20 protein-coding genes and 2 pseudogenes are annotated in these 20,592 nt (G+C 61.6%); 10 read left to right on the top strand and 12 right to left on the bottom strand.

Annotation, left to right across the window (positions count from 1 at the left end):
- Positions 1-210 (bottom strand): annotated as a pseudogene (locus CQ14_RS45330) (hypothetical protein); the annotation flags it as partial.
- 110 nt (positions 211-320) lie between these two features.
- On the opposite strand from CQ14_RS45330, the gene CQ14_RS23460 reads away from it, so the two are divergent.
- Positions 321-545 (top strand): hypothetical protein, encoded by a 225-nt coding sequence (locus CQ14_RS23460; RefSeq protein WP_057860208.1) that lies wholly within the window; start codon positions 321-323, stop codon positions 543-545.
- Positions 542-709, top strand: coding sequence for a hypothetical protein (locus CQ14_RS44780; protein ID WP_199805597.1), 168 nt, complete (start codon positions 542-544; stop codon positions 707-709). Before CQ14_RS23460 ends, CQ14_RS44780 begins: the two co-directional genes overlap by 4 nt.
- 34 nt (positions 710-743) lie before the next feature.
- Here the strand turns inward: CQ14_RS44780 and CQ14_RS23455 are convergent, their stop codons facing one another.
- Together CQ14_RS23455 and CQ14_RS23450 are read right to left on the bottom strand one after the other, a co-directional pair.
- A complete protein-coding gene (locus CQ14_RS23455) occupies positions 744-1,274 on the bottom strand; it encodes a gamma carbonic anhydrase family protein (protein ID WP_057860207.1) in 531 nt (176 codons plus the stop codon).
- 75 nt (positions 1,275-1,349) lie between these two features.
- Positions 1,350-1,679 carry a DUF6949 family protein gene (locus CQ14_RS23450; protein ID WP_057860212.1) on the bottom strand — a complete coding sequence of 110 codons (330 nt, stop codon included), beginning with the start codon at positions 1,677-1,679 and terminating at the stop codon, positions 1,350-1,352.
- Between the two features lie 220 nt (positions 1,680-1,899).
- On the opposite strand from CQ14_RS23450, the gene CQ14_RS23445 reads away from it, so the two are divergent.
- The gene (locus tag CQ14_RS23445) at positions 1,900-2,613 is read left to right on the top strand and encodes a hypothetical protein (protein WP_057860211.1); all 714 of its coding nucleotides are present in this window, start codon (positions 1,900-1,902) and stop codon (positions 2,611-2,613) included.
- 247 nt (positions 2,614-2,860) lie between these two features.
- Here the strand turns inward: CQ14_RS23445 and CQ14_RS23440 are convergent, their stop codons facing one another.
- Positions 2,861-3,079: a DUF3126 family protein gene (locus CQ14_RS23440; RefSeq protein ID WP_025590201.1), complete on the bottom strand. Its 219-nt coding sequence runs from the start codon at positions 3,077-3,079 to the stop codon at positions 2,861-2,863.
- Between the two features lie 107 nt (positions 3,080-3,186).
- Positions 3,187-4,014, bottom strand: coding sequence for a serine O-acetyltransferase (gene cysE, locus CQ14_RS23435; protein ID WP_057860206.1), 828 nt, complete (start codon positions 4,012-4,014; stop codon positions 3,187-3,189).
- A 207-nt stretch (positions 4,015-4,221) separates the two neighbouring features.
- Here cysE and CQ14_RS23430 point away from each other — a divergent pair.
- Positions 4,222-5,577 (top strand): annotated as a pseudogene (locus CQ14_RS23430) (hypothetical protein); the annotation flags it as partial.
- Positions 5,578-5,592: 15 nt separating this feature from the next.
- Here the strand turns inward: CQ14_RS23430 and CQ14_RS42490 are convergent.
- Together CQ14_RS42490 and CQ14_RS23425 are read right to left on the bottom strand one after the other, a co-directional pair.
- A complete protein-coding gene (locus CQ14_RS42490; RefSeq protein WP_082650003.1) occupies positions 5,593-6,345 on the bottom strand; it encodes an alpha/beta fold hydrolase in 753 nt (250 codons plus the stop codon).
- Positions 6,346-6,398: 53 nt separating this feature from the next.
- Complete coding sequence (locus tag CQ14_RS23425; RefSeq protein ID WP_057860204.1) at positions 6,399-7,559, bottom strand: hypothetical protein; 1,161 nt, start codon at positions 7,557-7,559, stop codon at positions 6,399-6,401.
- A 248-nt stretch (positions 7,560-7,807) separates the two neighbouring features.
- Between CQ14_RS23425 and CQ14_RS23420 the strand changes: the two genes are divergently transcribed.
- Positions 7,808-8,053, top strand: a complete 246-nt coding sequence (locus CQ14_RS23420; protein WP_057860210.1) for a zinc-finger domain-containing protein — start codon at positions 7,808-7,810, stop codon at positions 8,051-8,053.
- Positions 8,054-8,060: 7 nt separating this feature from the next.
- Complete coding sequence (locus tag CQ14_RS23415) at positions 8,061-9,263, top strand: FAD-dependent monooxygenase (protein ID WP_057860203.1); 1,203 nt, start codon at positions 8,061-8,063, stop codon at positions 9,261-9,263.
- 43 nt (positions 9,264-9,306) lie between these two features.
- Here CQ14_RS23415 and CQ14_RS23410 read toward each other — a convergent pair whose 3' ends face one another.
- From CQ14_RS23410 to CQ14_RS23395, 4 genes are all read right to left on the bottom strand, one after another.
- On the bottom strand, positions 9,307-10,284 hold the full coding sequence (locus tag CQ14_RS23410; protein ID WP_057860202.1) for a Bug family tripartite tricarboxylate transporter substrate binding protein: 978 nt from the start codon (positions 10,282-10,284) through the stop codon (positions 9,307-9,309).
- Between the two features lie 74 nt (positions 10,285-10,358).
- Entirely contained in the window at positions 10,359-11,210 is an 852-nt protein-coding gene (locus CQ14_RS23405) for a fumarylacetoacetate hydrolase family protein (RefSeq protein ID WP_057860201.1), read from the bottom strand.
- A 4-nt stretch (positions 11,211-11,214) separates the two neighbouring features.
- A complete protein-coding gene (gene mhpA, locus CQ14_RS23400; protein WP_057860200.1) occupies positions 11,215-12,831 on the bottom strand; it encodes a bifunctional 3-(3-hydroxy-phenyl)propionate/3-hydroxycinnamic acid hydroxylase MhpA in 1,617 nt (538 codons plus the stop codon).
- Positions 12,832-12,853: 22 nt separating this feature from the next.
- On the bottom strand, positions 12,854-13,750 hold the full coding sequence (locus tag CQ14_RS23395) for a VOC family protein (RefSeq protein ID WP_057860199.1): 897 nt from the start codon (positions 13,748-13,750) through the stop codon (positions 12,854-12,856).
- A 201-nt stretch (positions 13,751-13,951) separates the two neighbouring features.
- Between CQ14_RS23395 and CQ14_RS23390 the strand changes: the two genes are divergently transcribed.
- A complete protein-coding gene (locus CQ14_RS23390; RefSeq protein ID WP_057860198.1) occupies positions 13,952-14,653 on the top strand; it encodes a GntR family transcriptional regulator in 702 nt (233 codons plus the stop codon).
- Positions 14,654-14,668: 15 nt separating this feature from the next.
- On the opposite strand, the gene CQ14_RS23385 is transcribed toward CQ14_RS23390, so the two are convergent.
- On the bottom strand, positions 14,669-15,103 hold the full coding sequence (locus CQ14_RS23385) for a hypothetical protein (RefSeq protein ID WP_057860197.1): 435 nt from the start codon (positions 15,101-15,103) through the stop codon (positions 14,669-14,671).
- Between the two features lie 378 nt (positions 15,104-15,481).
- On the opposite strand from CQ14_RS23385, the gene CQ14_RS23380 reads away from it, so the two are divergent.
- The 3 genes from CQ14_RS23380 to CQ14_RS44775 all read left to right on the top strand — a co-directional run.
- Positions 15,482-16,729, top strand: a complete 1,248-nt coding sequence (locus CQ14_RS23380) for a tyrosine-type recombinase/integrase (RefSeq protein WP_057860196.1) — start codon at positions 15,482-15,484, stop codon at positions 16,727-16,729.
- Positions 16,730-17,116: 387 nt separating this feature from the next.
- On the top strand, positions 17,117-19,804 hold the full coding sequence (locus tag CQ14_RS23375) for a DNA methyltransferase (RefSeq protein WP_057860195.1): 2,688 nt from the start codon (positions 17,117-17,119) through the stop codon (positions 19,802-19,804).
- The coding region (locus tag CQ14_RS44775) for a DEAD/DEAH box helicase (protein WP_199805596.1) at positions 19,804-20,592 on the top strand (789 nt) is incomplete at its 3' end. The genes CQ14_RS23375 and CQ14_RS44775, both read left to right, overlap by 1 nt.

Here is a 20,592-nt window from a genome sequence, read left to right as displayed (position 1 = left end):
CGCCCCCGCCGAGCCCGCGCTCGGCGAGCCGGCGGCGCTGCTGCTGCCCGCGGAAGGACCGCTCGCCGCGCCGCCTGCACTGGCTCCGCCAGTGCTCGAGCCTCCTCCGGTCCCGCCGCTACTTCCACTTCCGCTCTGGGCGAGCGACAAGGCCGGGGATATCAGGATTGCGATGGCCGCAACTGCGGCCGTTACAGACGCCAGCTTCATCGGAAATCTCCTTTTCGGAGCAACGATGGCTACCGGACCTGGTTCCTGCCGGAACGATTTCCGCGCCAGATCATTCATTCACAACCGCTCGACGCCCGGAGTGATCGCGCTTGCGCAAATTGATCGCCTTCGACGACGACACGTTCGACAAGCTCAAACAGCTTGCACGCGACCGGATGGCGACATTTCAGGAACTGGCCGACGAGGCTTTTGCGGACCTCTTCAAGAAGCACGGCATTCCCATCGACCTCAAGGATGCGCTGAAAAAGAGCGCCGGCGTTTCGAAGGTCAGCGCGCGGAAGGCGAGATCGAAAACCGGGAGGACGCCATCATGAATTCCGACCCGGACCCTTTCGAGGAAGGCCAGCGCGCCGCGCGCCAGAACATTCCGGCGGGAGCCAATCCCTATCAGGATGGCAGCGATGAGCATGCACTCTGGGCGGCCGGCCATGAAAAGGTGGCCGGCCCTCGCGAGGCCAACGAAAGCGAAGGCTCCTGAGCCACGTTGAATGTTGGATACAGACCTGCGGGTCTTAGCCGATCTTCTTCAGTCCATTTTTGAATCGCGGTCCGTTGAGCGCATAGAATTTCGCCGCACTTCCCATCGCCGTCACCTGCTCGGGCGACAAGGTGCGGACCACGCGCGCGGGCGAGCCGATGATCAGGGAATATTCCGGGTATTCCTTGCCTTCGGTGACGACCGCCCCCGCGCCGACAATGCTGCCGCGGCGGATCCGCGCGCCGTTCATCACGATCGAGCCCATGCCGACGAGCGCGTCGTCCTCGAGCGTGCATCCGTGCAGGATGACATTGTGGCCGACGGTGCAGTTCTTGCCGATCGTGAGCGGAAAGCCGCGGTCGGTGTGGCAGGTGGAATTGTCCTGCACGTTGGAACCCTCGCCGATCTCGATCCACTCATTGTCGCCGCGCAACACTGCGCCGAACCACACGCTGGCGGAATTCAGCAGCCGCACCTTGCCGATCACGACAGCGGTATCTGCGATGAAATAGTTTCCGTTGGCGGGCAGTTCAGGCCCTTGCCCGTCGAGTTCGTAGATCGCCATAGCAAAAAGGTCTCCGTTGACGGAGACCTTGGCACAGCGGCAGGCAGGGGATCAAGCGAACAGGCCGGGGCCCCCTCAGGCCAGCACGCCCGCCGCACGCAGCGTCATTAGGAAGAACGTGCCGGACATCATGCTCCAGAATCCGGAAAGCACGGTCGCCATCATCACGAATTCGAAGCGGCGGCGCTCGATCTTCGCGCCGCGCAAGGTGTTGCGCATGATGATGAAGGGTGCGGCGAAAACCAGAAACGGCACGGCCGCAAATGTCTTCGGCGCCACGCCCTCGCCCAGCAGCCCGAATCCCGCCGGCCGCTCCGCCATCGCCTGATAGCCGCTGGCGAGCGCGCCTGCGAACGCAAAGCCGATGCACAGGGCGAACAGGGAATTCAACGCTTCGGGCGACATGACAACTTCCACTACTCGACAAACCGCGCGCCCTGCTTTCGCAAAATTGGCCGGCGGCCGCCACAGCATCCTTAAGGAAAGGTTAACAGCGGGCCGCCGGGACCTCGTTTGCGCATGGCTTGAGGGGGCTCGACTCCCGCGAAATCATGAGGAATTCACGCGCCCCATGGCATATTCGCGAGATGATTCGCCTCGCGCCTCCCCGACCCATGCTTCGTTCATGACCCTGCTTTCGACGGCCCAGCACCTCGCCCGCGACACCCGCAGGGACCCACGCTCGCACATGATCCTGATCATGGTCGCGGTAACCATTGCTGCGGGCGCCGTTGCGCTGGTCGCCTATTTGCTGTGGCCGACCTGGGCAGCGCGGCCCGCCAGCGCCCCCGACCGGTTGCCGGTCAGCGTCGGCGCCACGCTCTTCAACGTGCCGACAGCCGCCATCCGCCGCAAGATCCAGCGCCACTCCGGCCCGCAGGAGCGTGTCGATCTCAGCTTCGTCTTCCCCTCGCTCGAACCGCCGGATGCGCCGAAGCATGTCAGCGCCGATACGGTGGAGGAAAAGGCGCAGCCGATCGACCGGATCTTCGTCTCGATATCGGCTCATCGCGATGCGCTGGCGCCGGATATGCGGGTCCGCACGATCTATCCGCGCTACCTCGACCAGGCCGCAACGCCGATCAATGATGGATTGACGATGCGCGCCTTTCGCGACGGCTCGCCCTACGCCAATGAGGACCTGTTCTCCGCCGGCGCGCCGGACCTCAATGCGCGCTGCACGCGCGATGGGCTAACGCCCGGCATGTGCCTGAGCGAGCGCCGCGTCGATGGCGCCGACCTGACGTTTCGTTTTCCACGGAGCTGGCTGTCGCAATGGCGCGACGTAGGGAATGCGATGGAGCGGCTGACGGCGCAGATGCGCGGGCCGAGGGGATAGCGAACCGCCGTTGTAACTATTGGACCCTCATGGTGAGGAGGCGCCTNGCCGTCTCGAACCATGTGGCCCCGCTGGTGCCATTCATCCTTCGAGACGCCGCTATCGCGGCTCCTCAGGATGAGGTCTGCAACTCGTGGGGTGGGCAAAGGCGCACCGCGCCCGTGCGCACCACGACAATTCTCAACACGTGAGATGGATTGGTGGGCACGCTTCGCTTTGCCCATCCTGCGACATCGCGGCACGCGCCTCACCCAACGTCGGCGAGATCTTCCTCGAGGATCGCCATCTGGAACTGGAACGAACGGTCGTCGTCCTCGTCATCGACGAACAGCACGCCGATGAATTCCTCGCCGATATAGACTTCGGCAGAGTCGTCCTTCTTCGGGCGCGGCACGACGCGGATCTTGGGATTTCCGAATACGCGCTTGAGATAAGCGTCGAGCTTCCTGACTTCCTGAACGTCCACGGCGGTCTCCAATCGGATTCTCTGAATTTCCGGGAGGTTTTTAGGACGAGACGGCGCAGACTACCAGCCGTAACTTCACAAATACGGCTGGCAGAAAGTGTGGAAAATCAAAGGCCGATTGCGCCGAGCATCTGATCCATGGTGCGCGACGGCTCCGCACAGCCGGCTTCGCCGACGATCTTGGCGGGAACGCCGGCAACCGTCACGTTGTGCGGCACCGGCTTGACCACCACCGAGCCTGCCGCGATGCGTGCGCAATGGCCAATCTCGATATTGCCGAGAATCTTTGCGCCCGCCCCGATCAGCACGCCGCGCCTGATCTTCGGATGACGGTCCTCGTTCTCCTTGCCGGTGCCACCCAGCGTGACGCCGTGTAGGATCGAAACGTCGTCGTCGATCACCGCGGTCTCGCCGCAGACGAAGCCGGTAGCATGATCGAGGAAAATACCGCGGCCGATTTTGGCGGCGGGGTTGATGTCGGTCTGAAACACCGCCGACGAGCGGCTCTGCAGATAATAGGCGAAATCCTTGCGGCCCTTTTGATAGAGCCAGTGCGCCAGACGATGGGTCTGCAGCGCGTGAAAGCCCTTGAAGTAGAGCAACGGATCGATGAAGCGCGAGGTTGCGGGGTCGCGATCGTAGACCGCGACCAGGTCGGCGCGAAACGCATTGCCGAGATCAGGTTCGTCGCGCAGCGCCTCGTCATAGGTCTGGCGGATCAAATCGCCCGATAGCGCCGAATGATCGAGCCGCTCGGCGAGACGATGCACCACCGAATCTTCGAGGCGGTCGTGATGCAGCACGGTCGAATAGATGAAGGAAGCAAGCTCGGGCTCGCGGCGGACGATGTCTTCCGCCTCACCCCGGATGCGGTCCCAGATCGGATCGAGCGCGGCAATCTTCGAGGCTTGCGGATTGACTTGATGCACTGCCATGATGGCTCTCGCAAATTCGCTTGGTTGACCGATATTATAGCACGGCGGGCGGGCTTCTGTCCCCGGGCAGGCTCCGGCAAAGTAAACCACCGCCAAATGCCGTTCGGGGTTAGTTCAAGGTGGTCAGCCAATTCCGGAAATCAAGCCGGATGATGTCCGACTATTGGTCAATTTCAGCCGGCCAGCCATTCCCGGATGCTGGGGCTAATGGGGGAAAGTCACATCAGCACGCAGATTTTGCAGGCGCGGACCGCGGCTGACTCGCGGGCCGCCTGGATCGCGGCCATTGCCATCCCCTTGATGTTGCTGGCCCCCGCCCTGTGGAATGGCTACCCCCTGCTCCAGTGGGACACCGGCGGCTATCTGGCGCGGTGGTACGAGGGCTATCTGGTGCCCAGCCGCTCCACGACATTCGGCCTCTATCTGCATTTCGGCGAGGATTCGAGCTTTTGGATCAACCTCGGGATCAACGCGCTGGCAACGCTGTGGATCCTGCAGTTGACGCTGCGCGTGTTCGGCATGGCGCAGCCGTTGCGGCTATTGGCCGTGAGCCTCGTGCTGGCCTTGACCACCTCGCTGCCCTGGCTGACCAGCACGCTTCTGACCGATATTTTTGCCGGCCTCGCCGTGCTCGCGCTTTTCATCCTGGTCAAGCAGGGCGAACGGACCTCGATTCCGGAAAAATGCCTCCTGTTCGGCCTCACCGCTTTCGCCGCGGCGACGCATAGTGCAACGCTCGCGGTGCTGCTCGGACTGTGCTGCGTGGGGTGGATCGCGCGCCCTTTTCTGCGCGGGCGGATTTCCGTTTCCGGACTGACGCAAGGCAGCCTCACCATCGTCGCCGGAGCTGCGCTGCTTCTCGCGACCAATTTTGCACTGTCCGGCAAACTGGCGTGGACGCCAGGCGGTTATGGCGTCGCCTTCGGCCGCATGCTGCAGGACGGCATCGTCGCGCAATATTTGCGCGATCATTGTCCGAAGCAGAACTTCAAGCTCTGCCCCTATCGTGATCGGCTTCCCGCCACGGCGGACCAGTTCCTGTGGGGCAACAGCATGTTCAACACGCTTGGCCGCTTTCAGGGACTGAACGACGAGATGGGCTTCATCGTGCTGCATTCGCTGGCCGAGTATCCGGCCTGGCAGGCCAAGTCGGCGCTGACGGGGACGGCGCAGCAACTGATGCAGGTCGCCACCGGCGAAGGCATCGGCGTCTGGCTCGGCCATACCTACGGCATCATCGAGCGCTTTCTTCCCGCACAGGTGAAGCCGATGCGCGCGGCGCAGCAGCAGCGCTGGCATTTCGACTTCACCGCGATCAACCGGATTCACGTCCCCGTTGCCTTGGCGTCGATGCTGCTGGCCGTCATCCTGTTCGGCCGCGGCGTGCTGCGCCGGCCGTCAGACGATCTCACTTTGCTCGCCGGTACGGTCACGTTCGCCGTGCTCGGCAACGCCTTCATCTGCGCAGTGATATCGGGTCCGCATGACCGTTACGGCGCACGCATGGCGTGGCTTGCGACCACCGTGGTGCTGATCGCGGCCGTCAGGCAATTCGCCGGTGAAGGCATACGCGAACGCTCATTGTCGTCGCGACAGGAAGTCGGTGACACCGACCTTGTAGACCTTGTCGCCGACCGCGCGCATGTGATCGCGGTTCGGAATGTCGAGCACCTCGGCGCCCGGAATGATTTTCCCGAGCGCCGCGGCTGAGCCGGCGATTTCGTCCTTGGTGCCGACCGCGATCAGGACCGGCACGCCAATGCCGGCGGCCTCCTCCGTCGTCATCAAGCGGCGCGAACCGCGCAGGCATGCGGCCAACGCACGACGGTCGGAGCGAGTCTGATCGGCGAAAGCACGAAACGTCCGCCCGACCGGATCGGTGACGTCCTCCAGCGATGGCGCCTCCAGCGCCACCGCCACGTTCTCGCCGGGGCCCCCGCCCTCGATCAGCCCGATCCCGATGCCGCCGAGGATCGCCGAGCGCAGCCGCTGCGGCCGCTCGCGCGCCAATATTGCCGTCATCCGCGAGCCCAGCGAATAGCCCATGATGTCGGCGCGCTCGATTCCGAGATGATCCAAAAGCGCAATGACATCGCTCGCCATGATGGCGATTTCGTATTGTTCGGAATCGTAGAGCTTTTCGGACTCGCCATGGCCGCGATTGTCGAGCGCGATCACGCGGCGGCCGTCCTTCTTCAGATCGGAAACCCAGGTCGGATAAACCCAGTTCACGTTCTTGCTGGAAGCAAAGCCGTGCACCAGGACGATCGGGTCGCCCTCGCCTTCGTCGAGATAGGCAATTTCGACAGCGCCGTTGCGAAAACTCGGCATCATCAGTTCCATTTTTGGGGATCAGAATGGGCGACCTGGCAATGACGGCAAGTCTAGCCCTGCGCGACAGTGCCCGCCAGAGCCGGAGCGGACGGCAAGCATGCTGCCGCCGCCTCCCGTCGCAAGCGCCGCGCCTTCTTGCGACGCAACCACGCTTCGGTCGCCCGCTCGGTGGTCGCCTTGATCGATGAGAGAAAACCGAACAGCGCCAACAGCGCGCCGAACACCCACATCGTCAGATTGAAGGCGCCGGTCGCCAGCAGCAGCGCACCGCGGCCGAGCACCTTCAGAATCGCGCGGGTCTGGCTGCCCTTGGATTCGGCAAGCCGCGCCGCGCGGGCGACATCCTTCGGCCCTTGCGCTATCCGCAGCGTATCGAGCGCGCCGCGTGTGCCGGCCTTTTCGCCGACGCGTCCAACGTCCTTTGCCAGCCGCACCAGCGCGCCGGCCTTCTCGGCGCGGAACGCCGCCCTGATCGCACTGATGGTCTCGCCGGGCCGCAGCACCGACCCCTTCGCAACCGCCTGCTGCAGCACGGGCGCATCGACGACCTCACGCGCGGACCGGCCGGCCCATTGCGTCAGCCCCTCGCCGATCCGTCCGACCTTGCGAGCATCCTTGACCATGGAAAGGCCGGCGCGCACCGGCCCGAGGCCGCCGACGGATACGTAGGTCGCGGCGGTCACCGCGAGACCCACCGTCGCCAGGCCCAGCACCAGTCGGTCCACTTCTTCGCCGGTCGCCAGATGCTTGCCCTCGCGCACGACGTCCCTGATGTCGCCGAACACGAAGAGATCGCCGGCAACCGTTCCCGACAGGCTCGCGACGTCGTCGGCGTTACCGGTTACGAGACCCGTGGCAAAGCGCTTGGCAAAATGCGACGCCGAACCTGCCTCCGTCACAGCATCGCTGACGCGCTTCGACAGGTCGTCGCTGACGACGATACCCTTGTCGCGGGCGAGTTCGACAAAGCTGCTCGCGAGATCGGAATCGCCCTCCGCGAGTGCGGCCTCGATGTTCTCGGTGATGAGCGCCTGATTGCTCCGCAGGGCGGAATTGATGTGGATGTCAGACAGCGCCGCGGGGTCGTCCTGCGCGGCCAGAACGGCGCCGGCCTCGCGGGCATGCGGCCACAGCGCGGCGCACACCGCCACGCTGAGCGCAAGGCATCCCAATGCTCCTGCCAGAGCCGAACCGAGCCGCAATCGCCTCATCCAAAAAAGCCTAATGTTTTCGTCTTTCTCTAAATGGTATGCCGTTTTTAAGACACAACTGCCCCGACGAAAGAAGGGCTTTTCTCCGACGACAAGATTGTGTCGAATTTGCATGAGCAAATGTGAGGCGGGACATCCCGAATCGGCTCTAGGAATCATCGGCACCCCCCACTATGGTGCGCGGCATTTCGAACCTGCCGCGTCGTGTTGATTGCGTTCGCCCGTCGTTGCTATCCAAGGTGAAACTGATGTCCGACCATGTCGTCCCGCATTTCCATAACGACGCCGGGGTCTCGGTAATCGAGATCGGCTCGCAGGAATTCATGTGCGTGGGCGCCAACCCGCCGTTCGACCATCCGCACGTCTTTCTCGACCTCGGCAACGACAACGAGATCATCTGCCCCTATTGCTCGACGCTGTACCGCTTTGCCGCCGACCTCGGCGCCGGCGAAGCCCGCCCGCCGGAATGCGTCCTGAGGGACAAGGTCGCCTGACCCTTCGGTGGCTGCCGCGCGCACCATCATCGTTGCTGGTGCCGGGATCGGGGGACTGACGGCAGCGCTTTCGCTCGCAGCCAAGGGTTTTCGCGTCATCATCCTGGAGAAGGCCGAACGGCTCGAGGAAGCCGGCGCCGGCCTGCAACTCTCGCCCAACGCCAGCCGGATCCTGGTTGATCTCGGCCTGCGCCCGCGGCTCGCAGCCCGGGCCGTGACGCCCGAGGCCATCAACATCATGAGTGCCCGCGCGGGCGGCGAGATCGCCCGCCTGCCCCTCGGCGAGGCCGCCAGCCTTCGCGCCGGCGCGCCCTATTGGGTGATGCACCGCGCCGATCTGCAAGCCGCCCTGCTGGCAGCGGTCAGCGACCATCCGGACATCGACCTCAGGCTCGGCTGCCAGTTCGAAGACGTGACTTCGCATGCCAAGGGACTGACCGTGGTGCAGCGCCGCGGCAATGCGCGGCAACAGGAGCTGGCGACGACACTGGTCGGTGCCGACGGCATCTGGTCCGCGGTGCGGAACCATTTGTTCCCGGAGGTGCAACCGCAATTTTCCGGCCTGATCGCTTGGCGCGGCACGCTCGACGCGACGACGCTGCCGCGCGAATATACCTCGGCCCGCGTACAGCTCTGGATGGGACCGGATGCGCATCTGGTCGCCTATCCGATCTCGGGGGCGCGGCAGATCAACGTGGTCGCGATCGTGCCGGGAACCTGGAACAGGCCGGGCTGGAGCGCACCGGGCGAAGCCAACGAACTGAAGAGCGCGTTCGCCTCACAGCGTTGGCCTGCGACGGCGCGGATGCTGATCGGCGCGGTCGACGGCTGGCGGCGATGGGCGCTGTTCACCCTGCCTGATATCGGCGAATGGACCGACGGCGCCATCGCGCTGCTCGGCGACGCCGCGCATGCGATGCTGCCGTTTGCCGCCCAAGGCGCGGGAATGGCGATCGAGGACGCCGCCGTGCTCGCCAAATGCTTGAGCGAAGGCTCCGGCGACAATATCGCAGGCATCCCGGCGGCGCTGAAGCGCTATGGCCGGCAGCGGCGCGGCCGCGTGCTGCGCGTGCAGCGCGCCGCCCGGCAGCAGGGGCGCATCTATCATCTCACCGGACCGCTGGCGCTGGCGCGCGACCTCGCCATCAAGGCAATGGGACCGGAGCGCATGCTGGCACGGCAGAACTGGATCTACGATTGGCGGGTGTAGAGACGCCGCCCCGGCCCCCGCTGCACGTAACCGTCGCGGCCGATTACTCCGGCTCGATACCAAGTTCCTTGATGACCCTTCCCGAGGCGGCAAATTCAGTATCGAGGAATTGCTTCGCTTCGGAAGGGCTCGCGGTCTTGCCGGCGTCGGTCTGGAAGCCGAGCACCCGAGCGCGTTCCTGCATCTCCGGCTCCCGCAGAATACGGTCGATTTCCGCGCTCAGTTTCTGGACGATGTCCGGCGGCGTGCCGGCTGGCGCCATCATCATGAACCAACCCTGCAGGTCCACGCTCTTGAGCGTCTCGGAGATGCTCTGCACATCGGGCAGCGAGGCGATGCGCCGGCTTCCCGCCACCGCGATCGCCCGCAGCGAGCCCTCCTTGATGAACGGCTCGGCCACCGACGCGGATTGAAGGGTCGCCTGAATGCGTCCCGTCACCGTGTCCTGCACCGCCTGGGAGGTCTTGTTATAGGGAACCAGGATGAACTCGGCAGATCCATATTTGTTGATGGCTTGGGCGAGCAGACCCGTAAGGTTGCGAGGTCCGTCGACGCCGAGGCTGAACGTGCCCGGCGCCTTCCGCTCGAGCGCGATCAATTCCGGCAATGTCGTCGCCTTGAGGTCCGGATGGACCAGCAGGACATGATTGCTGCGTGCCACCAGGGCAATCGGAACCAGGTCCTTCCTCGGATCGTAAGGCAGGCTCTTGAACGTGAAGGGATTGGTGACCAGCGCCGCCGACGTCGCGAACAGAAACGTATGGCCGTCGGGCGCGGCGCGCGCGACCGCCTGCGTGCCGACGAGGTTCGCTGCCCCCGGCCGGTTGTCGACGACGAATTGCTGCCCCAGCGCACGCGACAGCTTTTCGGCGATGACCCTGCAGAGGATGTCGGGACTGTTTCCCGCCGGCTGCGGTACGACGACCATCACCGGGCGCTGCGGCCAGGTCTGCGCCCGCGCCGGCAGCGCGATGGAAAGAGCCGCGCCGGCCAGCAACATGCGTCGTGAGATCGTGATCATGATGCTCCTCCCCTTTGTCGGCGGCCGCCCGTTGTCCTCCGGGCTCATGCCGTCTTGAGTTATTCGCGGTGAATTCAGGCCTCGTCGGCCACGCCGTTGCGCAGGATTCCGAGATCGTCGATCTCCACCTCGACCGTATCGCCAGGCTTCAACCAAAGCGGCGGAGTACGCTTGGCGCCGACGCCGCCCGGTGTACCGGTCGCGATGACATCGCCGGGTTCAAGCCTAGTGAAGGTCGAGCAGTATTCGATCATGCGGGGTACATCGAAGATCATCTGGTCGAACGTGGCTTCCTGGACGACCTGGCCGTTGACGCGCGTCTGCAGCCGCTGCGATTTGCGGAAGGCGAACTCATCGGCGGTCATCATCCACGGCCCGAAGGCACCGGTGCCGGGGAAGTTCTTGCCGGGCGTGAACTGGTGGGTGTGGCGCTGGAAGTCGCGGACGCTGCCATCGTTGTAACAGGCGTAACCCGCGATGTGGCTCCATGCTTCGCCCTGCGGGATATAGCGGCCCGCCTTGCCGATGATGATGGCAAGCTCGCCTTCGAAATCGAGATCGTGTGACACCCGTGGGCGGATGATCGGCGACAGATGTCCGGTCTGGCTGTTGGCGAAACGGGTGAACACCGTTGGATTCGCGACTTCCGAGCGGCCTGTTTCCTTGCGGTGCGTCTCGTAGTTCAGGCCGATGCAGAGGATTTTGTCGGGGTCGGGAATCACCGGCAGCCATGTGATGTCGGCGAGAGAGTAGGACTTGGCCTTCGCCGCAGCCGCGGCAACCTCGGCAAAGGCATCGGCGACGATAACCGATTTCAAGGTCGGGTAGCGGCTGCCCAGCACGGCACCGACATCGAGCACGGCTTCGCCATCGACCAGCCCCCAGGTCGGGGCTCCGCCGGCCATTTTGAATGTCGCCAGTTTCATCTGATTACCTTTGCGTCGTGATGGAGAGAGGTTCTGGTCGAGAATCGACGAGACGATCGCGGAGCTCGCGCAAGAGCCGGATGAGAGTTGCCGTGTCGCGCGCTACGCCGAAGACGTAGTGGTCGGGACGGACAATGGCGGCGCGGCAACCATGCCGGTCGAACCATCCGGCCATCACGCCGTCGAGTTCGACGGCGATGCGGCCGCGATCAGCTTCCGGCGCGACACCAATGCGAAAGGTTGTCAGGCCCAGCTCGTCGATCTGTCGCTGGGCCACGTCGGTCAATTCGAATGCCGCGCGGCCGTCAATGCAAAGGCGCCATCCGGAGCCGAAGGCCGTGTCGAGCAGTATGGGACCGTGATCGCTCAGGATGCGAGGCTGCGGAAACAGTGTGCCCTTGGCGGAATCGTCCGTAGAGGCAAGCAGGCCTTTCCTCAAGGGCGGAACGATTTCCTGACGGGTGATGGTGCGGGCCTGCCCACCTCCCTCCGCCAGGATACGCAAATCGCGCTCGCGCGCTGCCTTTGGGTCGCGTTCGCAAATGACCTGCCCGATCGCCTTGATCCGCGTGGTAAGTTCGCGGACGTGGTCGCCGCGCTCTTCGCCGTAACTATCGAGCAGCGCTTCGCCGCAATGCCCATGCAGGACCTGATCGAGCTTCCAGACTAGATTTGCGCTGTCGCGCAGACCCTGGCACATGCCCTGCCCGATAAACGGCGGCTGCTGATGGGCCGCATCGCCGGCGAGGAAGACGCGGCTGCGCCGCCACTCCGCAGCGACCAGCGCGTGGAAACGGTAGCTGGCCGCACGCCACAACGTCGCCTCGTCCGGTGTGAGCCATTTCGCGAGGAGCTGCCAGACCCGTTCCGGTTTCTGCATCTCCTGCGGATCCTCACCAGGCAGCAGCATGATCTCCCAGCGCCGGTGATTACGCGGCCCGATGATGAAGGTCGTCGGCCGCGCCGGGTCGCAATACTGCGCCGCGGTCTGCGGCAGCTTGCCGAGCGTCTCCTCGTTCACCAGGACGTCGACGACCAGCCATGGCTCGTCAAAGACCAAGTCCTCCAGGGCGATGCCGACTTGCTCGCGAACCTCGCTAGAGGCACCGTCGCACGCGATCACATAATCCGCTGTGACGCTTTGCCTGCCACCGTCGTCGCCAAGCAATTCCAGCCTCACGCCCGTGTCGGATTGCGCAAGTCCGACGAACTCGGCTCCCAACTCGACCTTCACGCTTTCATGAGAGGCGGCATTCTCGCGCAACACGGCTTCGACTGGCGGCTGCGTGAACACCATGGTTGGCGTGTATCCCAGCGGATAAGGCTCGGGGACCATGTCGATGCGCCGGATCAACTGGCCGGCAGCGCCGAAATGCTGCGAGGCCGGAAACGGCGCGACATGTGGCAGGATGCGTTCAGCGATGCCGAGATTATCCAAGAGGCGCAGAATTTCGTGATCCATCGCGATGGCGCGCGGCTTGTCATACACCGTGCGCAGTCGGTCGATTGCTAGCGTGCGGATGCCGCGCTTGCCGAGGAGACTGGTCGCTACCGCGCCCGTAGGCCCAAATCCGACAACCACGACCTGGTAATCGTTTGATTTCGCGGCGCTCGAAATCATGGTGCTTTCACTCTCACGAAGATCAGATGGCGGCATAAGGCACAGCCACCTGCGCCGCCTTGACGTGGTCTGCCTTGGGCGGAGCGATCCCCCAATGATCCGTGCGGCCAGATGGCCAGGTCCATTCGGCGGGGCCGCGCACCAAATAGCTGTCGTCGACCTGCAGCACCTCGGCGGTGTATTCGATGACGAAGCCGGCGGGGTCGATGAAATAGGCGAAGACGTTGTCGCCTGGACCATGGCGGCCGACTCCCCATGCGATCGGAAAGCCGGCATCGATCAGGCGCCCGGCGCCGCGCATCACCGCTTCGAGGTCGGGCAGCAGGAAGGCGACGTGGTTGAGGCCGTTGACCGGCGCATCGGCGATCACGACGGCATGGTGATCGCTGTTGCAGCGGACGAAGGCCATCGCCTTCGATCGATCGGTCAGACGAAAGCCCAGCGCCTTCACGTAGAACGCTGCTGACGCGTCGACATTGATGCTGTTGAGATTGACGTGCGCGAGCCGCACGGGCCGGTAACCGGTCTGCGGCAGCTCCGCCAAGCGCCGATCGCCGTGCACGAAGCGCAGCAAGCCGCCCTCAGGCCCACGCACCGTCATGACAGTGCCGCCATCCGGCGCGGCATTCGCAGCGGGCGGCGACAGCACCTGCCCGCCCTGCTCGACGACATTGGCGCCGAGCGCCGCAAAGTCGTCGGCCGAATCCACGCGAAAAGTTACGGCGCGCAGTTCGGGACACGCGCTGCCGTGGAGCGCGACGACATGATGATCGCTGCCGGTGGCCCGCAAATAGACGCTGCCCTTCTCGCGGGCGACGACCTCCAGCCCCCACACCGAGGTGTAGAATCGTTCCGCGCGATCGATATCCGGCGTGCCGAGATCGACGCTGCGCAGGGCTGTGACGGGGAAACGGGTCATTGCGCAGGCACCTTCTCGTCCTTCCCCGCAGCCATTCGCTTGGATGGCTACAAATTTCGCGATTTGGCGACGCATATTCTACAAATATCATCGTGTAAACTATAATTTATAGATTTCATGAGGAGTTCGTTGAATATATATGATGTACGGGTGCGATCAGATTCGTGGACTCCCGCAAGGCGGAAGGAACGGCGAAAGGAAATGAGCACGTCTGCGACCCGGCCAGCGCCGTCGACACAGACCATCAATGTCTATGACAGGCTGCGGGAGGACCTTCTTTCCGGGCGGCTCGAGCCCGGGCGCAAGCTGCAGATGCGGTTTCTGACGGAGGCGTATCAGGTCGGCCAGACCCCGCTTCGCGAAGCCCTCAACAGGCTCACGGCTGAAGGGCTCGTCGACTCGCACGAACAACGGGGTTTCTATGTCACGCAGATCAGCCGCTCCGAACTCGAAGAGCTGACGAAGACCCGCTGCTGGGTTGAAAGCCTGGCGCTGCGGCAAGCCATGGCTGCCTCAACGCCGCAATGGGAGGAAGCACTCATCGTGGCGCATCACCGGTTGAGCCGAACGCCGCGGTCGCTCAATGCAGAGCAGTTCGAGGACAATCCGGAATGGGAACGATTGCACCGGACCTTTCACCGCACCTTGATCGCCCAATGCGGTTCGAAGTCTCTCGTCGCGTTTTGCGACCAACTGGCAGACCAGTTGTACCGCTATCGGCGCCTCTCGATTCAGAAGGCATTCCCCGGCCGGCATGTCGCTGACGAACACCAGGCGATCCTCAATGCTGCCCTGAGCGGCGATGCGGACAAGGCGGCTGCCCTCCTCACGGCTCACTTCACCGCCACGGCGGAAGTGATCCTGAAGGACAAGGCAATCTTTGCGGATGCTCCCGCCGGTTAGGACGTATGGGCCAAGCTAACCGCTAGACTTCGCACGGCCCTTCTTGGCGGTGGGAGCCGGCGCGATCGACGGCGGGGTCGGCGCCGGCCTGGCTTCCGGTTGCGATTCATGACACCGGTTCTTCTGCCAGGCCTCCTCGGCCAGCTTCGATTGTCCGCGCAGCGCGATGTAGTCGTTGCGGTAGGCCATCTCCGCCACCACCGGGCCGGCGACACCGGTTTCAGCCTTCCTCATCAGCCCCTGCAATTCCGCGGTGCGCGTGGCGAGGCTCTTGCGCTCCGGCTCGAGCTGCTTGCAATCGTAGAGATCATATTTGGCGGGATCGGCGAAGGCCGGCGAAATGGTATCGCTCATGCTGGCGCAGCCGGACAGGCCGACGCCAAGCGCAACCAGCGCCAGCGCGGCAAGACTGCGCGAGAATAACCGGCGATGGGACAACGAGTTGGGCATCAGACCTTCGTTAGGTGGATTATGTTGAGATCGCCTAAAGCCCGCCGCAAGTAAACACCCCAAGTGTCCGCATTGAGGCTTTGCTTTGGCGCGCGCGCTCACATAAAGGTGGGGAGCGTTCGGGCCGGAGATTATCCCAATTTCACTTCTCCGGAAAACGCGCTAAGTATCTGATCTCCTGAGACTAAGCGGACGTGGCGGAATTGGTAGACGCAAGGGACTTAAAATCCATACCATTGCATCACTAACGAAAAAAACGTACGATAAATCACCACGTTAGGTGAATTGACGGCGCTTTCTTCTTTAGCACAAAGTTAGCACAAGTCGCGGTTTAGCACGCTTGGCGTGCATCGACTGCGCAGCAACGAAAGATGCGTCATGGACGAAGTCGAGCTGCAAAGGGCCGAAAAGCAAAAGAGCCACATCATCCTTGGTGGCAAGGTCCACGTTTACCGCCGCGGGAAGCGCGGCTGGTATCATGCGTCAACGACGATCGAAGGAAGGCAACACCGGATCGCCACGAAGAAGGATGACCTGCGGCTGGCCGAGGAAGTCGCCGAGCAGTGGTATCTCGAATTACGGGGACTGGTGCGGAGCGGTGACCTGGAAAAGGTCACCGCTCGTAAACGGGAGAAGACCTTTCAGGCAGCAGCTGAGAAGTTTCTGGAGGAGTTTCCCGTGCTGACGGAAGGTCAGCGCAACGCCATCTACGTCAAAGGCCACGAGCGCCGGGCGCGCAAGTACCTCATTCCCTTCTTTGGCAAGAAAGGCCTGTCGGAGATCACTGGCGGTCTCGTGAACGAGTACCGCATGCATCGGATTGCGGATGCCAAGGAGCGGTGGGGAAAGCCACCTGCCCGCACGACGACGCACCAGGAGATCGTTTGCCTCCGGCAGATTCTCAAGACTGCCCTACGCCATCAATGGCTCAAGGCACTCCCTGATCTTTCAGAGCCTTACCGGAAGAACGGTAAGATTTCACATCGCGCTTGGTTCTCCCGTGACGAATACCGTCAGCTCTACCAGGCGACCGGGCGGAGGGCCCGAAAGCCCAAGAACAATAAGTACAAGTGGTGGGGCGAGCAGTTGCACGACCTCATCCTTTTCATGAGCAACACCGGCTTGCGGCCGGACGAAGCCCTGCGGCTTGAATATCGCGACGTGACTGTGGCCTTCGATGAAGGCACCCAGGAAACGATCCTGGAGATTGAAGTGCGCGGAAAGCGCGGCTACGGGCCCTGCAAGAGCACGCAGAATGCCGTGCCGGTGTTTGAGCGCTTGAAGAAGCGCAACAAGCCGCAGCCCACCGACAAGATCTTCCCCAAGTCGCATCACGCGATGTTCAACAAGATCCTCGTTGAGTTGGGCCTCAAGCACGACCGGGAAGGACGGCCCCGGACGCTTTACAGCCTGCGGCACACGTACATCTGCTTCCGGCTGATGGAGGGCGCGGACATCTACATGCTGGCCAAGAACTGCCGCACCAGCGTCGAGATGATCGAAAAGTACTATGCCGCTCACCTCAAGGACGTGCTCGACGCCAGCGCCATCAACGTCAGGAAGAAAAAGCCGCCGAAGAAGGAAGTGGCGGAAATCCGCCGAGGCGAGCTGGAAACCCTACGCTAAGCTGCTCAATACGTGTGCGGAATCGACTGTATTCCTTTGCCCGGACCCCGTTTGCGCCGTATAGAAGACTCGATGCGGGCGTGGCGGAACTGGTAGACGCATCGGACTTAAGCCATTGAGTGCCCCGGGGGAAACCTCGGGTGCAGAACTGCTCAAAGTCGGGGAAACCTTCACTGGCGATCCCGAGCCAAGCCCCCGCCAGGGGGAAGGTGTAGAGACTAGACGGGCAGCACCTACAGCGGACATCGCCAGGGTGAAGGGATAGTCCAGACCACAAACGCCAGGTCGGCGGCGGCGAAAGCCGAAGTGGTACGAAAATCCGTGGGGCCGCAAGGCCTGTGCCGGTTCGAGTCCGGCCGCCCGCACCAAATTGAACAGGGGGGTGGGATGAACTTTGCCCAAATCGAAACGGAACTTGAGGCCTTGGCTGATGAGCCATTCGATTCGGCGACCTTTATCTATCGCTTCCTAGAAATCTATAACGCGCCCAAAGCCACGCTCACGAAACTCAAGCAGGGATCCGGAAACCACGCCGTGGAGGCCGGAGACGTGCTGTGGAAGAACAAGCTGTTTTATCGCAGCACAACCGGCAGCTTGCCGGACGTCGCGGACGCGATGTTGGCTGATCCGCTCGTCAAAAAGCACAACCCCAGATTTCTGCTCGTGACTGACGGCGCTGACGTTTATTGCCGGGATCTCAAGACAGATCAAACAATCGATCCTCGCTTCACCAGGCTGAATGAACATTTCATGTTCTTTTTGCCGCTCGCGAATATCGAGCGGTACGAAGCACCTACTGAAAACCCTGCCGACATCAAAGCGACGGGTCGAGTTGCCAAGCTCTACGACGCTATTCTCGAAGCCAACGCTGATTGGATCGAGCGCGACTACACGCACGATCTGAACCAATTTATGACGCGTCTTCTGTTCTGCTTCTTTGCCGAAGACACTTCCATCTTCGAAAAGAACGTATTCACTTCAACCCTGATGAACCGCACTCAGGAAGACGGCTCCGACACAGCGACAGTTCTTGACCTCGTATTTGAGTCCATGAACACAAAGGTGGAGTCTAGGAGTCACCTTCCCGATTATGCGAAGCAATTCCCTTATGTGAATGGCGGGTTGTTCCGGGACAAAACCCAAGTCCCCAAATTTTCAAAGCGAGCACGGCGTCTGCTCAAGGAGTGTGGCGAACTCAATTGGAGCGACATCAACCCTGATATTTTCGGATCGATGATCCAGGCTGTCGCCCAGCCCGGTCTGCGCGAAGACATGGGCATGCATTATACGTCGGTGCCCAACATAATGAAGGTTCTTCAGCCTCTATTTCTGCTCTCGTTAGAAGAAGAATTCGAAACGGCAAAAGACAGCGAGCCCAAGCTCAAGAAACTATTGCAGCGCATCTATAGCCTCCGAGTTTTTGATCCGGCTTGCGGGTCCGGCAACTTCCTCATTATCGCCTACAAAGAGCTACGCAAACTCGAAATGCGAGTGTTCGAGCGCCAAAAGGCTATCGCGAAGCAGTGGTCATTGCCGATGACGGAAGTCGCCCTCACACAATTCTACGGCATCGAGCTCACCGACTTCGCAACCGAAACCGCAAAGCTCTCGCTGTGGATCGCCGAATACCAAATGAACGAAATGTTCAAGGCCACGTTCGGCAAGGCACCTCCGGCCCTACCGCTACGAGAGAGCGGTAACATCGTCCATGGCAATGCCGCGTTTGTCGACTGGACGCAGGTCTGCCCTCTGACCGAGGATCGGGAAACGTATATCGTTGGCAACCCTCCGTACCTGGGACGTGCTGATCAAACGAAGGAACAGAAAGCCGATATGGCGAAGATCTTCGCGCCTCTCGGAGTCAGCTACAAAAACCTCGATTACGTCGCCTGCTGGTACGTGAAAGCCGCGCACTACTGCAAATCAGGCAGAGCGCAGTGCGCGTTGGTTACAACAAACTCAATCTGCCAAGGGGAGCAAGTGGCCCTCCTTTGGCCCATCATTTACAAAAATGAGCTTGAGATCGGATTTGCCCATCAGCCGTTCAAGTGGCGGAACAGCGCCGCAAAAAATGCGGCTGTTACGTGCGTCATCGTCGGAATTCGCTCAATCTCCAAAACTAACAAGGTTCTGTATAGCGATGCCTATCACCGCCGAGTATCAAACATCAGTCCGTATCTTGTAGAAGGCGAGGATTTATTCGTTACGAAGAGGCGCGCTCCGATTTCCTTCGAGAAGGACATGACATTCGGCAGCATGGCCAATGACGGAGGCAATCTCCTTTTATCCCCATCGGAGAAGGATGAAATAGTGGCTCGCTATCCCGAAGCCACGAAGTTCTTCAAACGCCTCTATGGTTCGCAGGAATTCTCCAAGGGCACTGAGAGATGGTGTCTATGGATCGAGGATCACGACGTGGAAGCTGCGGAGGAAATCCCTCCGATCCGCACTCGCATAGAAGCAGTCAGGGCGGCTCGATCGGACAGTGATCGAGAGAGTACGGCTGAGCTCGCCGCGGTGCCCTATCGCTTTGCTGAAGTCAGGCATAAGGAAAGCGACGCAATAATTGTGCCCAAAAATACGTCAGAGCGGCGTTTCTATATCACAGCCGGTTTCATCGAGGCTGGAAGCGTGATCTCCGATCTGGCATTTGCGGTCTACGATGCCGACCCATACATCTTTTCGATCATCTCATCCCGGCTGCACTATGTGTGGGGAGCTTCGGTAGGCGGACGATTCAAGATGGATCCCCGGTACTCCAACACGCTTGTTTATAATACGTTTCCGATTCCGAAGCTCTCAGACGAACAGAAGGCGTCACTCGAGGACCTTGCTGTGGAAGTGCTCGGCGCGCGCGAGACGCATCCCGGCAAAACGATTTCCTGGCTATATGATCCCGACAATATGCCGAGTAACCTGCGAAATGCTCATAAGTCTCTCGATGACGCACTAGAGACTATCTACATAGGGCGCCCATTCGCCGACGATGTCGAAAGGCTTCAGCATCTGTTCAAGCTCTACGGGGCGGCGATGAAGAAGGACACCACAAAAACCAAGAGCAAAGGGGCTGCCTGATGGCTGATTTCGTCACAGTCACGTACGGTCAGACGGGCGCAAGCCAATCGACCAATTCGTTTGGGATGCGCGCCATGCAGGCACGGGCTTTCGATGCCCGAAATTCCCAGTATCTGCTGGTAAAGGCTCCTCCGGCCTCTGGGAAATCGCGGGCTTTGATGTTTATCGGTCTCGATAAGCTGGAGAACCAAGGACTGGCGAAGGTCATCGTCGCCGTCCCGGAGCGTTCGATCGGTAATTCGTTCAAGTCGACCAAGCTGACCGACACCGGCTTCTTCCGGGACTGGATAGTTGACCCCAAATGGAACCTAACCGACGCGGCGGGCTCCGCTGGCAAAGTGGCCGCGTTCAAGGATTTCATGGCATCACCAGATCAAATCCTGGTCTGCACCCATGCCACCCTGCGCTTCGCGTTTGATGCCCTTGGTGCCTCAGCGTTCGCTACGAGTGTCCTTGCGATCGACGAGTTCCATCACGTCTCGGCCGATGAAAATAATCGGCTTGGCGAGGTCGTACGCGCCCTAATGCAAGAGAACAAGGCGCACATCGTAGCGATGACCGGCTCCTATTTTAGAGGAGACACGGCGCCTGTTCTTCATCCGGAGGATGAAGGTCGGTTCAATCGCGTTACCTACACCTACTACGAGCAACTCAACGGATATCAGCATTTAAAAACCCTTGGCATCGGCTATCACTTCTACCGTGGTCGTTACATTGATGCGATCAATCAAGTTTTGAATTCAGATCTTAAGACCATCGTCCACATTCCGCATGTACGCTCTGCTGAA

It is taken from the genome of Bradyrhizobium lablabi, from assembly GCF_001440475.1.
GTDB classification, from domain to species: Bacteria; Pseudomonadota; Alphaproteobacteria; order Rhizobiales; family Xanthobacteraceae; genus Bradyrhizobium; species Bradyrhizobium lablabi.
The sequence above is the reverse complement of the archived record's forward strand: the minus strand, read 5'-3'. Positions and strand labels throughout refer to the sequence as shown.

Excerpts from the sequence above, each read along its gene's own strand:
- CQ14_RS44780 (WP_199805597.1), top strand. The coding sequence starts at position 542 with ATGAATTCCGACCCGGACCCTTTCGAGGAAGGCCAGCGCGCCGCGCGC.
- CQ14_RS23455 (WP_057860207.1), bottom strand. The coding sequence starts at position 1,274 with ATGGCGATCTACGAACTCGACGGGCAAGGGCCTGAACTGCCCGCCAAC.
- CQ14_RS23450 (WP_057860212.1), bottom strand. The coding sequence starts at position 1,679 with ATGTCGCCCGAAGCGTTGAATTCCCTGTTCGCCCTGTGCATCGGCTTT.
- CQ14_RS23445 (WP_057860211.1), top strand. The coding sequence starts at position 1,900 with ATGACCCTGCTTTCGACGGCCCAGCACCTCGCCCGCGACACCCGCAGG.
- cysE (WP_057860206.1), bottom strand. The coding sequence starts at position 4,014 with ATGGCAGTGCATCAAGTCAATCCGCAAGCCTCGAAGATTGCCGCGCTC.
- CQ14_RS42490 (WP_082650003.1), bottom strand. The coding sequence starts at position 6,345 with ATGCCGAGTTTTCGCAACGGCGCTGTCGAAATTGCCTATCTCGACGAA.
- CQ14_RS23425 (WP_057860204.1), bottom strand. The coding sequence starts at position 7,559 with ATGAGGCGATTGCGGCTCGGTTCGGCTCTGGCAGGAGCATTGGGATGC.
- CQ14_RS23420 (WP_057860210.1), top strand. The coding sequence starts at position 7,808 with ATGTCCGACCATGTCGTCCCGCATTTCCATAACGACGCCGGGGTCTCG.
- CQ14_RS23410 (WP_057860202.1), bottom strand. The coding sequence starts at position 10,284 with ATGATCACGATCTCACGACGCATGTTGCTGGCCGGCGCGGCTCTTTCC.
- CQ14_RS23405 (WP_057860201.1), bottom strand. The coding sequence starts at position 11,210 with ATGAAACTGGCGACATTCAAAATGGCCGGCGGAGCCCCGACCTGGGGG.
- mhpA (WP_057860200.1), bottom strand. The coding sequence starts at position 12,831 with ATGATTTCGAGCGCCGCGAAATCAAACGATTACCAGGTCGTGGTTGTC.
- CQ14_RS23395 (WP_057860199.1), bottom strand. The coding sequence starts at position 13,750 with ATGACCCGTTTCCCCGTCACAGCCCTGCGCAGCGTCGATCTCGGCACG.
- CQ14_RS23390 (WP_057860198.1), top strand. The coding sequence starts at position 13,952 with ATGAGCACGTCTGCGACCCGGCCAGCGCCGTCGACACAGACCATCAAT.
- CQ14_RS23385 (WP_057860197.1), bottom strand. The coding sequence starts at position 15,103 with ATGCCCAACTCGTTGTCCCATCGCCGGTTATTCTCGCGCAGTCTTGCC.
- CQ14_RS23380 (WP_057860196.1), top strand. The coding sequence starts at position 15,482 with ATGGACGAAGTCGAGCTGCAAAGGGCCGAAAAGCAAAAGAGCCACATC.
- CQ14_RS23375 (WP_057860195.1), top strand. The coding sequence starts at position 17,117 with ATGAACTTTGCCCAAATCGAAACGGAACTTGAGGCCTTGGCTGATGAG.